The organism is Pseudoduganella sp. S-14 (assembly GCF_049913285.1).
Classification (GTDB): Bacteria; Pseudomonadota; Gammaproteobacteria; order Burkholderiales; family Burkholderiaceae_D; genus Rugamonas.
Map to the genome: position 1 here is coordinate 4,198,945 of NZ_CP183991.1, position 12,683 is coordinate 4,211,627.

Consider the following 12,683-nt stretch of genomic DNA (forward strand, 5'->3'; position numbering starts at 1 on the left):
ATGCACGCATTCTCACCATTCTTCACCATTCATGATGAAAGGTACTGGCTGAACCAGTCGCGCGCCAGGCGGGCCACTTCTTCCAGTGCCCCCGGCTCTTCAAACAGATGAGTCGCCCCGGGCACGATGTCGATGCGTTTTTTGCAATTCAGCTGGAGGTAGGCCGATTCGTTGAGTTCGATGACGCCCTCATCGCGGCCGCCGACGATGAACAAGGTTGGCGCCGTCACGCGCGCCAGCGCCACCTGCCCGGTCAGGTCGGGCCGTCCGCCGCGCGACACCACGGCCGCCACCCCGCCCTTGCGCTCGGCGGCCAGCTGCAGTGCCGCTGCGGCGCCGGTGCTGGCGCCAAACAGGCCAAGCGGCAGGCCGCGCGCCGCCTCGGACGCCGCCAGCCAGTCGGCCGCCATGGCAAGGCGTTCGGTCAGCAGGATGATATTGAAACGGGTGCGGTAGACGTCGTCCTCGGCAGGCGTGAGCAAGTCCATCAGCAAGGTGCCGATGCCGGCCGTGCGCAAGGCGCCGGCCACGAAATTGTTGCGCGGGCTGAAACGGCTGCTGCCGCTGCCATGCGCGAACAAGACCACGCCCTTCGCCCCGGTCGGCAGGTCGAGCGTGCCTTCCACTTCACCGGCGGGCGTGGCGATGCTGGCTGTCTGGTGGTGCATGGCGGGCTGTCCTCCTGGCCCACTATACCTCCAGCCTCACAGTCAGTGCGCGCGGATGGCTTTCAGTTCGGCGCTCAGCCAGGCCTTGCTTTCCACCGGCGCCGCCGCGCCGCACTTGACGGTATAGGGTTTGCCGCTCGAGCTGCTGGTGCTGGCGCCAAGCTCGATGAACTGCTCGGCGTTCCTGATCAGGTCTTTCTTCTCGAGATATTCCAGCTTGCGCAGCAGGTGGGTCCTGGCGTCGGCGCCGCTGTACCAGCTGCCGTTGCGGTTGAACTGGCAGCCGGACGATTGCAGCCGTGTCAGCAGCGCATCGACTTCGGCGCGCGCCGGCGCCGGCAGCGGCGCGGCCTGGGCGCCGGCACTGGCCAGCGCGAAGGCAAGGGCGAGGAACTTGCGCATCATTTCTCCTTCTTCCGCACTTTGTAGGGCGCGAGGATATTCCCGCAGCGGATATTGCCGGCGGCAACGCGCGCATTGAAGGCATGCAATTCCTTTTCCAGGCTGCTGCCTTCGGTGTTCAGGCTGGCAGCGCGGGCGTTCAGCTCATCCTGCCGTGCATTGTAGGCGGCGACGGCGGCGCTGTCGGTACGGTTGACCTGGGCCGAGGCGGCGTCATGCGCGGACAAGTCGGCCGAGGCACGCTCCAGCGCCGCTTCGTGTTCGCGGAAGCGGCGCGCCAGGGCCTGGCGCTGGGGGCGCAGTTCGCCCTCTTCCGCCATGCAGGCCTTGTAGGCTGGCGTATCGGGTTGCGGCGGCATCGGCTGGGCCAAGGCCGCCGAGGCAAAAGTGGCCGCGGCAGTGGCCGCGGCGAGTAGCATATATTTCATCTGTGGGGCAAGGACTTTCAAGGCAACAATCGATTCAGATTTACAATCCTACAACATCCGCCCGCAAACCCGTGTGCTAATATGCGGCAGCCTTTTTTTGGCGATCCCAAAAGAGAAGATATTGGAGAGACTAGTGAGCATTTTTAGGACTAAGAACCTGGACGACATGGTAGCAGCCTCCCGTACCCCGGGCGGCCTGCAGAAAGTGCTGGGTCCGATGGACCTGGTGCTGATGGGCATTGGCGCCATCGTCGGTACCGGCATCTTCGTCTTGACCGGCACCGGCGCACTGACCGCTGGCCCGGCCCTGACGATTTCCTTCGTGGTCGCAGCGCTGGCCTGCGGTTTTGCCGCCCTGTGCTACGCCGAATTCGCCTCGACCGTCCCGGTTGCCGGCTCCATTTATACCTATAGCTACGCCACGCTGGGCGAGCTGGTGGCATGGATGATCGGCTGGGACCTGATGCTCGAATATGGCCTTGCGACGTCCGCCGTGTCGGTGGCCTGGTCCGGCTATTTCCAATCGCTGATCTCCGGCATCGGCCTGCACCTGCCGTCCGCCCTGACCGCGGCGCCGGGCGCCATTCCCGGCACGGCCACCCTGTTCAACTTGCCGGCCTTCCTGATCATGATCCTGCTCACCGCGATGCTGGGCTGGGGCGTGCGCGAATCGGCCCGCGTCAACAACATCATGGTGGTCATCAAGATCGGCGTCGTACTGCTGTTCATCGGCGTTGGCGCCGGCCACGTGCAGCCTGCCAACTGGCAGCCATTCATGCCCTTCGGCGCCTCTGGCGTGATGAGCGCCGCTGCGCTGGTGTTCTTCGCCTTCATCGGCTTCGACGCCGTGACTTCCGCCGCGGAAGAAGTGAAGCGCCCCGAGCGCGACCTGCCGATCGGCATCATCGGCTCGCTGGCCGTCTGCACCGTCCTGTATGTGATCGTAGCCGGCATCATGACCGGCATCGTCCCTTACAAGCAATTCCTCGGCGTTGACCATCCTGTCTCGCTGGCACTGCAATACGCCGGCGAAAACTGGTTCGCCGGCTGGGTCTCGCTGGGCGCCATCCTCGGCATGACCACCGTGATCCTGGTGATGGCCTACGGCCAGACCCGCATCATCTTCGCCATGTCGCGCGATGGCTTGCTGCCCAAGAAGCTGTCCCAGGTACACCCGAAATACCACACCCCGTTCTTCGCTACCTGGATGGTCGGCCTGATCTTCGGCTTCATCGCTGCCCTGGTGCCGCTGAACGTGCTGGCCGAACTGGTCAACATGGGCACCCTGGCTGCCTTCTGCCTGGTGTCGATCGCCGTGATCATCATGCGCAAGAAGCGCCCTGACCTGCACCGTGCCTTCCGCTGCCCCGGCGTGCCGGTGGTTCCTGGCTTGGCGGTGGCCTTCTGCCTGTCCCTGATGTACTTCCTGTCGGCCATTACCTGGCTGGCCTTCGGCATCTGGCTGGCCATCGGCCTGGTGGTGTATTTCAGCTACTCGCGCCACCGCTCCGAACTGGGCAAAGCGAAGTAAGCAGCACGCTCCCCCCATGAAAGCCCGCAGTTGCGGGCTTTTTTCATTGTTGCGCGCCTACCACGAATGGTGGCGCACCTGCCTGCAATCTGTGACACTTAGCCCCGTAGTCAGCTTGTTCACCACCAATAACAACGGGAGAGAGCATGACGATGAAAAGAATGTGCAGCGCGCTTGCCGCGCTTTCAGCAGCCAGTTTCACCATCACGGCAAGCGCCCAGGAAGGCGGGCCTACCGTCACCATCAGCGGCTTTGGCACTGCTGCCCTGACCTCCACCGACACCGACGACGCAGAATTCATCCGGCCCAACCAGGCATCCGGAGTGAAGAAGGATTGGCGCACCGGAGTCGACTCGAATTTCGGCATCCAGGCCACGGTCAAGGTCAACGACATGATCTCGTTCACCGGCCAGGGCCTGGTGCGCAAGGACGCCATCGACCATTACCGTGCGCAGGCCGCGTGGGCTTTCGCCAAGTTCAAGCTCAACGACGATTTCAGCGTGCGCGTCGGCCGCATGGGCGCGCCGATCTACATGATTTCCGACTTCCGCAACGTGGGCTATGCCAACACCATGCTGCGCCCACCCGCTGAAGTCTATCGCCAGGTCACACTCGATTCCTTCGACGGCGTCGACGTGCTGTACCAGCACAGCTTCGGCGATACTTCGCTGAGCGTGCAACTTGGCACCGGCAGGGCCGACGTCGACCAGCCCGCGCAGAACATCGAATTCCGCAAGATGCTGCTGCTGCACGTGGTGGCCGAAAACGGCCCGTTCACGCTGCGCTTCGGCCGCGCCCAGGCCGACTTCAGCGTGGTCGACAACCCCACGCTGACCGGGCTGGTGACCACGCTGCGCACCGTGGGCCTGGGTTCGGTGGCGAACATGATGCCGCTGAACGACGTGAAGGGCACCTTCACCTCCGTGGGCGGCACCATGGACTGGAAAAACGTGGTGCTGCAGGCCGAATACGCCATGCGCCGCACCGATACGCTGATCGTGCACGATACCAACTCGTGGTACGCCATGGCTGGCTACCGCTTCGGCAAGTTCCTGCCCTACTACTACCACGGCAGCATCAAGCAGAAGTCCGACCGCAGCGTCGCCGGCTTGCCCACCAGCGGACCGCTGGCACCGCTTGCCGCGGGGGTGAACGGCCTGGCCAAGGCGGCCCTGCAATCGTCCGACGCGATCGGCGTGCGCTGGGACTTCTACAAATCGCTGGCACTGAAAGTGCAGGTCGACCACATCAAGCCGAAAGATGGCCCCGGCGCATTCATCAATTACAAGCCTGGCTTCAATGAGTCAGTGAATGTGTATGCGGTAGCTCTCGACTTCGTGTTCTGAGGAGGCAGCCATGGACAAGCGAATCAAGCCGCTGCTTGCCGCAGCGATGATGTGTGCCGCCCTGCCCGCGCTGGCAGCCGAGATCGTTGTAATCGTCAATCCGAAGAACCCGGCCTCGCGCATGTTCAGCGAGCAGGCGGCCCAGTTCTTCCTCGGCAAATCGACGCTGTTCACGCCGGTCGAACACACCGAAGGCCCGCTGCGCAATGAATTCAGCCAGAAGGTGCTGGGCAAGGACAGCGCCCAGGTCAAGGCGCAGTGGTCGAAGCTGGTGTTCACCGGCAAAGGCACGGCGCCCAAGGAATACGGGTCCAGCGCCGAAGTGAAGAAAGCGGTGGCAGCCGACGTGCAGGCTATCGGCTATATCGAGAAGGCCGCCGTCGACGACAGCGTCAAGGTCATCCTCACCGTGCAGTAATAAAAGGGGACGTACCCGTCAAGGAGTACGTCCCTTTTTTTCATGCGATGATGATGGCAATGCGCCATCCCGTCCTCACCTACACCGTCGCCATGCTCATGCTGAGCACCCTGGGCGTCTACGTCCAGGAGGCGGGCCTCGATCCGGTCACCACAGTGTTCTTCCGCTGCGCCATCGGCGCCCTTGCGCTGGCGCTCTATTGCGGCTGGAAAGGCATGTTCAGGCGCGAGCACATGCCGCCGCGCGCATTCGGGCTCGCGGCCTTCAGCGGCGTGCTGATGGTGGTGAACTGGGTGACGTTCTTCGAAGCGATCCGGCGCATCGGCATCGCGGTCGCCACCATTGTCTTCCATGTGCAGCCCTTCATGGTGCTGCTGCTCGGCGCGCTAATCTTGCGCGAACGGCTGGCGGCCAACAAACTGGCCTGGGTGTTGCTGGGCTTCGGCGGCCTGGTGCTGGCCTGCGGCGTGCGCTTCGACGAGCCGATGGACACCAATTACCTGCTCGGCATCGCCAGCACCCTGACCGGCGCCCTGGCCTACGCCGGCGTAACACTGACCACCAAGTCGATGCGCGGCACGCCGCCGCACCTGACGGCCCTGGTGCATTGCATGGCCGGCACGCTGCTGCTGGCCGCCTTCAGCAGCATTCCTCCCTACGGCCTGGACGCCGCGCAATGGGGCTGGCTCGCCACCCTGGGCCTGGTCCCGACCGCCCTGGCCTACGTGATGATTTACGGCGCCACGCCGCACATGGAAACGGCGGCGATCGCGGTACTGACCTTCATTTATCCCGCTGCGGCGGTGTGCTGGGACTACGTGGTCTACGGCCACCTGATCAGCGCGTGGCAGGTGACGGGCTTCGCCCTGATCGTCCTGGCCAGCCTGGGCGTCAATCTCGATTGGCGAATTGCTGTCGGAAAACTTTACAGTCGGTAAAGTCTTCTTGCATAAGTCATTGATTTATTTACGTGGCACAAGACTTGCTATAAGGCATTCCTGTTTGACCAACAATAATTATGGAAACCTTAATGAAATTCAAAGCAATCCTCGCCGCGCTGGCAGCAGCCGCCACCATCCCGGCATCGGCATCGGTCCTCTACTCCAACAATTTCGAAGCCAACGCGAACGGTTTCACCGGCGCCGGCTTCCTGACCGGGACCCAGGGCTACGGCCAGGTGGGTTTCGGCAGCCAGATGCTGCGCAACACGGCCGCCGGCAATCCAGCGGCCGCCTCGGTCCTGAACCTGAATCTTGAGGGCGCAGTCGGCGACGCCACGCTGAAACTGTCGTTCGCCGCCATCGATTCGTGGGATGGCAGTAACTGTTGCGGCCCGGATTACTTCAATATCCGCGTCGACGGCACCCTGCTGTACAAGCAGAACTTCGACACTTTCGGCGCAGCTGCTTCCGACGCGCACCTGGCCCTACTGTCCCACACCAACCTGGGCTTCTCCGGCTGGGAAGACCAGGCCTATAACATGACCTTCAACCTGGGCAACCTGGCTGCCGGCGCGCACACCATCGAGTTCTTCGCTTCCGGCAACGTCTGGCAGGCAGGCGACGACGAGAGCTGGGCAATCGACAATCTCAGCGTCGACGGCGAGCGGGCTGCGCCTCCGGCCGACGTGCCGGAACCGGTCAGCGGCGCCCTGCTGCTGGGCGGCCTGGGTGCAATGGCCCTGGTACGCCGCCGTCGCCGCGCCTGATCCCTTCCAGCGCGCCTTAAGCCGGCGCGCCGAACATCGCTTCGGCGCGCTGGAACAGTATCCACGAAGTAGCCACATATTTATCGCCGCTGCGCGATACATTTCCCTTGTGCGTATGGGTGAAGCCAGCCGGCGCGATGATCAGCCGGCCCTGGCGCGCTTCCACCTTGCGCTGCTGATAGAAGAACTCCGTTTCCCCGCCCTCCGCCACGTCGTTCAGGTAGAACTGGAACAGCAAGGCGCGGTGCAGCGTTTCACAACTGGCGTTCTGCGGATAGATCTCGGAATGCCAATGGTGATAGCCGCCGCTGGCCTGCAGGTACTTCTGCACATTGATCGGGCCGCAGCGGTACATGGACTGGATCAACTCCGCCAGGTAAGGCCGGCCGCAGCGCTCGAAATTGTCGATATTGAGCGTGACCGGCTGGCCGCTTTCCGGATCGGCCACGCGCGGCGACAAGGCGCCGGTCAGCAGCATGCGGTACTTGTCCATGTAGGCCGACAGGTGCGTCAGCACGCTGGCCATCATCAGGTTGGACACGTCGTTCCATTCCGCATGCTGGCTGATGGTCAGGTCGTAGCTGTCCTTCTTGGCCACATCCACGCCCTGCCCCGTCTTGCCGCGCACGGCTTTGCCGCTGGCCTCGAAACGCGCCAGGATTTGCTGGCACTGCCCGGGCGTCAGGGCGCCGTCGTAGATTTCGATAAAGTCGTCCATGCCGGGCAGCATACGGCAAAACCAGTTTCCGTTTGTCCAGTTTGAGACAGTGACTTGCAGAATGTCTCATTCTTAACAAATGTGTATGCCAAATTCAACAGCTGGATACAACTGGAGACATTTCGATAGATTTCTTGCGCTTTTCTCCATACACTCAGTCCTGTCGAGCGCAAAATCTTTGCGTTACGGCAAATAATATTCGCGCCGAACAACGGCCCGGGGACATACACCTTACACAAGAGTGGGAGAATTTCCATGGTTCAAAAGCAATTCCAGGTTTCGAAAATCGCGGCCGGCGCCAAGCTGCTGGCTGCTGTAGTTGCTGTCGGTGCTGCTGGCCAGGCTTTCGCCGCCAACGACACCACCCGCGTCATCGTGCAATTCCAGCCAGGCAAGGCAGCGTCCGTGAAGTCGGCCGTCGCTGCTGCCAAGGGCAACATCAAACATGAAATCTTCGGCATGGACGCGATGGCGATCGAAGTGCCGACCCAGGCCATCAAGGGCCTGGAACACAACCCGAACGTGATCCTGGTTGAAGAGGACGTCAAGCGCCAGCTGTTCGCCACCACCTCGCCTTCGACCGGCACGCCTTACCAGCTGGGCCAACTCGTACCATGGGGCATCAAGGCTGTGCAGGCGGACCAGCTGTCCGATGCCAACACCTCCAACCGCAAGGTCTGCATCATTGACTCCGGCTACGACAACGCCCACGAAGACCTGAACGGCAACTCGGTGACCGGCGAATACGACTCCGGCACCGGCAACTGGAACACCGACGAAAACCACCATGGCTCGCACGTTGCAGGCACCATCGCCGGCATCAACAACGGCCTGGGCGTGGTTGGCGTGAACCCGAACAAGAAGCTGAAGCTGCACATCGTCAAAGTGTTCGGCGCTGATGGCTGGGCATACTCCTCGACCCTGGCGACCGCTGCCAACAAGTGCGGTGCAGCCGGTGCGAACGTCATCTCGATGTCCCTGGGCGGCGGCCGCTCCAGCAAGACCGAACAGAAAGCCTTCGACACCCTGCAGACCAAGGGCGTGCTGTCGATCGCCGCAGCCGGCAACGACGGCAACACCGTGATTTCCTACCCAGCCGGCTACGCCAGCGTGATGATGGTCGCCGCTGTGAACGAGAACAAGCAGTGGGCCGACTTCTCGCAATACAACAGCAAGGTTGAAATCTCCGGCCCAGGCGTGGCTGTGCTGTCGACCGTGCCAATGGGCGCCGGTTCCGAATCCCACCTGACCGTGGGTTCGACCGTGTACACCCCAGGCGACATGGACGGCTCGCCAAAGGTGACCCGCACCGCACCGCTGGCAGACTTCGGCCTGGGCGATGCAGTCAACAGCTCCGTGTCCGGCAAGGTCTGCCTGATCCAGCGCGGCACCGTGGACTTCGCGACCAAAGTGTCGAACTGCCAGGCGTCCGGCGGCGTTGGCGCCATCGTGTACAACAACGCAGCAGGCGGCTTTGGCGGCACCCTGGGCACCACCGTGACCAGCATCCCATCGGTCACCGCAACCGACGTTGACGGCGCAGCGATGAAGAACCAGCTCGGCCAGTCCGCAACCGTGGAAGTGAAGCCAACCAACTACTCCTTCTACGACGGCACCTCGATGGCAACCCCGCACGTATCGGCTGTAGCGGCGCTGGTATGGTCCTACTTCCCGACCTGCACCGGCTCGCAGATCCGCGCCTCCCTGACCAAGTCCGCGCTGGACCTGGACGTGGCCGGCAAAGATAACAAGACCGGTTACGGCCTGGTGCAAGCCAAGGCAGCGTACGACCGCATCCAATCCCTGGGCTGCGGCAACTAAGTTACTGCTTTCTCCAAGCACGAAGGGCGCCTCGCGGCGCCCTTTTTTTATTCGGGGTCAGATACCGTCTTGGACGGCAAGCCTTTTTTCCATGTATTTCGGGTCAAAGGGCTTGCCTGACTTAACTACCCCGTAAATCAAGTGCACTAACTTGCGCATAATTGCGCCGGCGACGGCCATTTTGGAGAGGCCGTTGGCCTCTAAACGTTGGCCAAACTGCTTCAGGATAGGGTTGTGACGTTTTGCAACGAGGCTTGGCAGGAATAAAGCTGCTCGCAGGTGTTTGTTCCCCATACGAGTCATCATTGTCCGGCCTCGTATTGAGGTTCCGGATTGTCGTTGCCTGGGTGTGACCCCGATGAACGCTGCAAGCGCCTTCGCATTTCCGAAGCGCCGAACATCCCCCACGTGGCCTAAGACCTTTACCGCTGTCGTACGGCCTAGCCCGGGAATGCTTTCAATGAGCTCTGCATCCTGTTTAAGCCCTGGATGGCGGTCAATGTGATCGTCGATATCCCGTGCTATTTGCGCAATTTGCGCATCCAGCCATTTGATATGAGCCTGGACATGAGGGATAACATCCTGTTGTTTGGCTGTTTCATGCGCTTCTAAACGATTCAACTCCTGCTGGCGCATATCTTGAAGTGCAGTCAGCCTGTTGCCCCAGGCCCGTAACTGGCGCTGTTCACGTGATGGCGCATCCCAAGATGGCGGCGCCATCGCTGCACAGTAGCGAGCAATTAATCCAGCATCAACTTGGTCGTTCTTGTTGCGGATATTCTCGCTGCTGCCAAAACTTTTGATGCAGTTCGGATTGACCAAGCTGACTTTAATCCCTTTGTCAAACCAATACAGGGCGATAGGTTCGCTATAGACGCCTGTCGACTCAAGGCAAATATGGGTTTCCAGCAGAGAAATCTTCTGCTTGTTCAGCCAGACTTCCAGCTCTGCGAATCCTTCTTGGGAGTTCGGAACTGCTTTCGCCTTGACTTTGCCATCAACTAGCAAGGCTACATCCAACTTACGCTTGCTGACATCAATCCCTACGACCGGCGTATTCATCTCGTCCACCTTTCTCGTATGCAGGCTTACCCAAGGGGCGACCTAAGATACCGTCCGGCGTCCAGATGAACAAGTGGGCAAGGTCACCTATCTGACCCACAAGCTCAATGGCTTCCACTCTGTTCGGTGAGACCTTGCCCCGCCGCCTTCAGAATCCTAATATCTTCTTCCAAAGGTGCAGATTCAATATACGAGGTCTGTCAATCGGACAGTTAGCGCAATCGTTTGATCTAGCTCAATACGCGAAATCATCGAAATTTGCGTATTGAGATATATCAAGGGATCCGCTTGGGTGTCCAAATGACAGACCTGACCCCGACTTGGGGTTACTGGAAGCGCTCGTTTCCTACGATGGCGATATTGCGTACCCCGAGCCGCTGGGCCGTGGCCAGCACGCCGGCTACAACCTTGTATGGGGCGAGGCCGTTCGAGCGCAGCTGGATGCTGTCGTCGCCTTTCAACGCCGCGAGCTTTTCTTCCAGCGCGGCGCGGCTTGGAAGCTGGGCGCCGTTCCACCACAGCGTGCCGTCGAAATCAACTTCCAGCGTCTGGGCCAGCTTTTCGATGGCGCCGCTGTGACGCGGCATGTCCATGCCGATCGCATGATTGGCTTTCGGGATGGTGACGATCAGCATGATGATCAGGACCAGCATGACGTCAATCAGCGGCGTCATATTCAGCTGGTTCAGGGGCTCGGCCTCGGCCGACGGTGCGGACAGTGCTGCATTGCGCGAATAACGCATGGTGCCTCCTCGGGTTAGTGTTAGCAAAACGAACAACTCCGGAGTGAGGCCAATATACCGCGTGGAAACAACAGTTGCGAAAATTTTAGAAGACGCCCTCTAACTCAACCCATGTCGGCGCGTGGTCGCTGGGCTTCTCGCGGCCGCGCACTACCCGGTCGACGTCTGCGCCGCGCAGGTGCGGCGCCAGCACCGGATTCAGCAGGAGGTGGTCGATCCGCAGGCCGGCGTCGCGGCCAAAGGCGTTGCGGAAGTAATCCCAGAAGGTGTAGATCTTTTCGTCGGGATGCATGGTGCGCAGGGCGTCGGTCCAGCCCTGCCCCAGCAGCTTTGCGAAGGCTGCGCGCGTTTCGGGGCGGAACAGCGCGTCGTCAACCCAGCGTTCCGGTTTGTATACATCGAGTTCCGTCGGCATCACGTTGTAGTCGCCGGCCATGATGACCGGCTTTTTCGACGCTACCAGTTCTTCTCCGCGCGCTATCAGGCGGTCGAACCATTTGAGCTTGTAATCGAACTTGGGGCCGGGCGCCGGATTGCCATTGGGGAGGTAAAGGCAAGCGACCAGCAGCTTGCCCACCATCGCTTCGATATAGCGGCTCTGCACGTCTTCCGGATCGCCGGGCAAGGCGCGGCCAAGTTCCACCGGCGTGGTGCCGCGGGCCAGGATGGCGACGCCGTTCCAGCTTTTCTGGCCGTGCCAGATGGCGCCATAGCCGGCGTCGTTGATGGCAGCTTCGGGGAATTTTTCGTGTGGGGCTTTCAGCTCCTGCAGGCACACCACGTCAGGCTGGGTCTCATTCAGCCATTGCAGCAGCGCCGGCAGGCGCGCACCGATTCCGTTGATGTTGAAGGTCGCGACTCGCATGGCGACCATTATGCATAATCCCGGTCAGTTGCGGCGCATGACGATGGCAGGAAGACGCTGGCCGCTGCCGGAGGCGAAATAGCCCTCGATTTCGCCGATTTCGGCAAAGCCTTCGGCGCGGTAGATGCAGCGGGCCGCATCCCATTCGGGATTGACGATCAGGATCGTGCTGCGCAAGCGTGGGTGGCGGGCGAACATTTCGAGCAGGGCGTCGCGGAACAACCGGCGTCCCCAGCCAGTGCCGCGTGTTGCGGGATCGACCACCATGGAGGAAACGTAGACTTCTTCGCCGTCTAGCACATGGGCTTCGGCTGCAGCATGGTTGCGCGCGAAGCGGGCTGGATCGAAGCGCTGCTCCAGCGGCCAGAATTCGGCGCAAAGGTAGCCGTACAAACGCTCTGCTTCGCCGGCCAGCACCCAGCATCCTTCGGGTGCCGCCGACAGCCGTTCAAGGAACGCTTCTTCGGTTTCCTGGATCGCTTCCGCAAAGCCAGCACGCTCGAGGCGCATGATCTCGACCATGTCGGCCATCACGGCTGGCCGCAGGGTGAAGGGCATTATTGCTGCTTCGGGCAGCCTTGTGCCACGCTGCGCACTTTGAAGCCTGCGACGGACTCGCCTTCGGTCACGACCTTCAGGCAGATGCCATCATACGACACGAAAAAGTGGGTGCACTGGCCGCTGGCGGCTTCGCAGGAACGCAGTTCCGGGAATTGCCCCTGCAGCTGGCGCTCCCACTCTGTCGAGGCATCGCGGTGGTCGGCACGCCAGCCCGCATCGATGACTTCCTTGCGAGCCTTGGCGTATTTCATGCCGACGAGGTTGTCCCAGGTAGTGGTTGGCTGGGGGCTGGCGGCGGCGGTTCCGACGGCCAAAGCCATCGTCAACACCATGATCAATCGGGTGGCATTCATGAATTGTTCAGGAATATTATTAAGAACTAAATCAATTATGCCACGCAGAAATAGCCCCC

At 61.3% G+C, this 12,683-nt stretch carries 15 protein-coding genes; 6 read left to right on the forward strand and 9 right to left on the reverse strand.

Translation table 11 applies throughout. The features are described from left to right. Positions 1-29: 29 nt before the first annotated feature. The 3 genes from ACN9MZ_RS19110 to ACN9MZ_RS19120 are packed head-to-tail and all read right to left on the reverse strand — an operon-like array spanning position 30 to position 1,498. Positions 30-668, reverse strand: coding sequence for a dienelactone hydrolase family protein (locus ACN9MZ_RS19110; RefSeq protein ID WP_426338535.1), 639 nt, complete (start codon positions 666-668; stop codon positions 30-32). 42 nt (positions 669-710) lie between these two features. Beyond that, positions 711-1,073 (reverse strand): DUF5329 domain-containing protein, encoded by a 363-nt coding sequence (locus ACN9MZ_RS19115; RefSeq protein WP_426338536.1) that lies wholly within the window; start codon positions 1,071-1,073, stop codon positions 711-713. After that, positions 1,070-1,498: a hypothetical protein gene (locus ACN9MZ_RS19120; RefSeq protein WP_426338537.1), complete on the reverse strand. Its 429-nt coding sequence runs from the start codon at positions 1,496-1,498 to the stop codon at positions 1,070-1,072. Before ACN9MZ_RS19120 ends, ACN9MZ_RS19115 begins: the two co-directional genes overlap by 4 nt. Before the next feature lie 133 nt (positions 1,499-1,631). On the opposite strand from ACN9MZ_RS19120, the gene ACN9MZ_RS19125 reads away from it, so the two are divergent. From ACN9MZ_RS19125 to ACN9MZ_RS19145, 5 genes are all read left to right on the forward strand, one after another. After that, positions 1,632-3,029 (forward strand): amino acid permease, encoded by a 1,398-nt coding sequence (locus tag ACN9MZ_RS19125; RefSeq protein ID WP_426338538.1) that lies wholly within the window; start codon positions 1,632-1,634, stop codon positions 3,027-3,029. A 146-nt stretch (positions 3,030-3,175) separates the two neighbouring features. Then, entirely contained in the window at positions 3,176-4,375 is a 1,200-nt protein-coding gene (locus ACN9MZ_RS19130; RefSeq protein ID WP_426338539.1) for a porin, read from the forward strand. Between the two features lie 10 nt (positions 4,376-4,385). Next, positions 4,386-4,793 carry a hypothetical protein gene (locus ACN9MZ_RS19135; protein ID WP_426338540.1) on the forward strand — a complete coding sequence of 136 codons (408 nt, stop codon included), beginning with the start codon at positions 4,386-4,388 and terminating at the stop codon, positions 4,791-4,793. A gap of 59 nt (positions 4,794-4,852) precedes the next feature. After that, complete coding sequence (locus tag ACN9MZ_RS19140; RefSeq protein WP_426338541.1) at positions 4,853-5,731, forward strand: DMT family transporter; 879 nt, start codon at positions 4,853-4,855, stop codon at positions 5,729-5,731. A gap of 92 nt (positions 5,732-5,823) precedes the next feature. Further along, entirely contained in the window at positions 5,824-6,501 is a 678-nt protein-coding gene (locus ACN9MZ_RS19145) for a PEP-CTERM sorting domain-containing protein (protein ID WP_426338542.1), read from the forward strand. Positions 6,502-6,517: 16 nt separating this feature from the next. Here ACN9MZ_RS19145 and ACN9MZ_RS19150 read toward each other — a convergent pair whose 3' ends face one another. Next, positions 6,518-7,219, reverse strand: coding sequence for a 2OG-Fe(II) oxygenase (locus ACN9MZ_RS19150; protein ID WP_426338543.1), 702 nt, complete (start codon positions 7,217-7,219; stop codon positions 6,518-6,520). Between the two features lie 255 nt (positions 7,220-7,474). On the opposite strand from ACN9MZ_RS19150, the gene ACN9MZ_RS19155 reads away from it, so the two are divergent. After that, entirely contained in the window at positions 7,475-9,040 is a 1,566-nt protein-coding gene (locus ACN9MZ_RS19155) for a S8 family serine peptidase (protein WP_426338544.1), read from the forward strand. A gap of 57 nt (positions 9,041-9,097) precedes the next feature. On the opposite strand, the gene ACN9MZ_RS19160 is transcribed toward ACN9MZ_RS19155, so the two are convergent. From ACN9MZ_RS19160 to ACN9MZ_RS19180, 5 genes are all read right to left on the reverse strand, one after another. Then, positions 9,098-10,102, reverse strand: a complete 1,005-nt coding sequence (locus tag ACN9MZ_RS19160; RefSeq protein WP_426338545.1) for an IS110 family transposase — start codon at positions 10,100-10,102, stop codon at positions 9,098-9,100. A gap of 326 nt (positions 10,103-10,428) precedes the next feature. After that, a complete protein-coding gene (locus tag ACN9MZ_RS19165; RefSeq protein WP_426338546.1) occupies positions 10,429-10,845 on the reverse strand; it encodes an ExbD/TolR family protein in 417 nt (138 codons plus the stop codon). Positions 10,846-10,930: 85 nt separating this feature from the next. After that, positions 10,931-11,710 carry an exodeoxyribonuclease III gene (gene xth / locus ACN9MZ_RS19170; RefSeq protein ID WP_426338547.1) on the reverse strand — a complete coding sequence of 260 codons (780 nt, stop codon included), beginning with the start codon at positions 11,708-11,710 and terminating at the stop codon, positions 10,931-10,933. A 24-nt stretch (positions 11,711-11,734) separates the two neighbouring features. Further along, positions 11,735-12,268 (reverse strand): GNAT family N-acetyltransferase, encoded by a 534-nt coding sequence (locus ACN9MZ_RS19175; protein WP_426338548.1) that lies wholly within the window; start codon positions 12,266-12,268, stop codon positions 11,735-11,737. Next, on the reverse strand, positions 12,268-12,624 hold the full coding sequence (locus ACN9MZ_RS19180) for a hypothetical protein (protein ID WP_426338549.1): 357 nt from the start codon (positions 12,622-12,624) through the stop codon (positions 12,268-12,270). The genes ACN9MZ_RS19175 and ACN9MZ_RS19180 overlap by 1 nt, the downstream gene beginning before the upstream one ends. Positions 12,625-12,683: the final 59 nt, after the last annotated feature.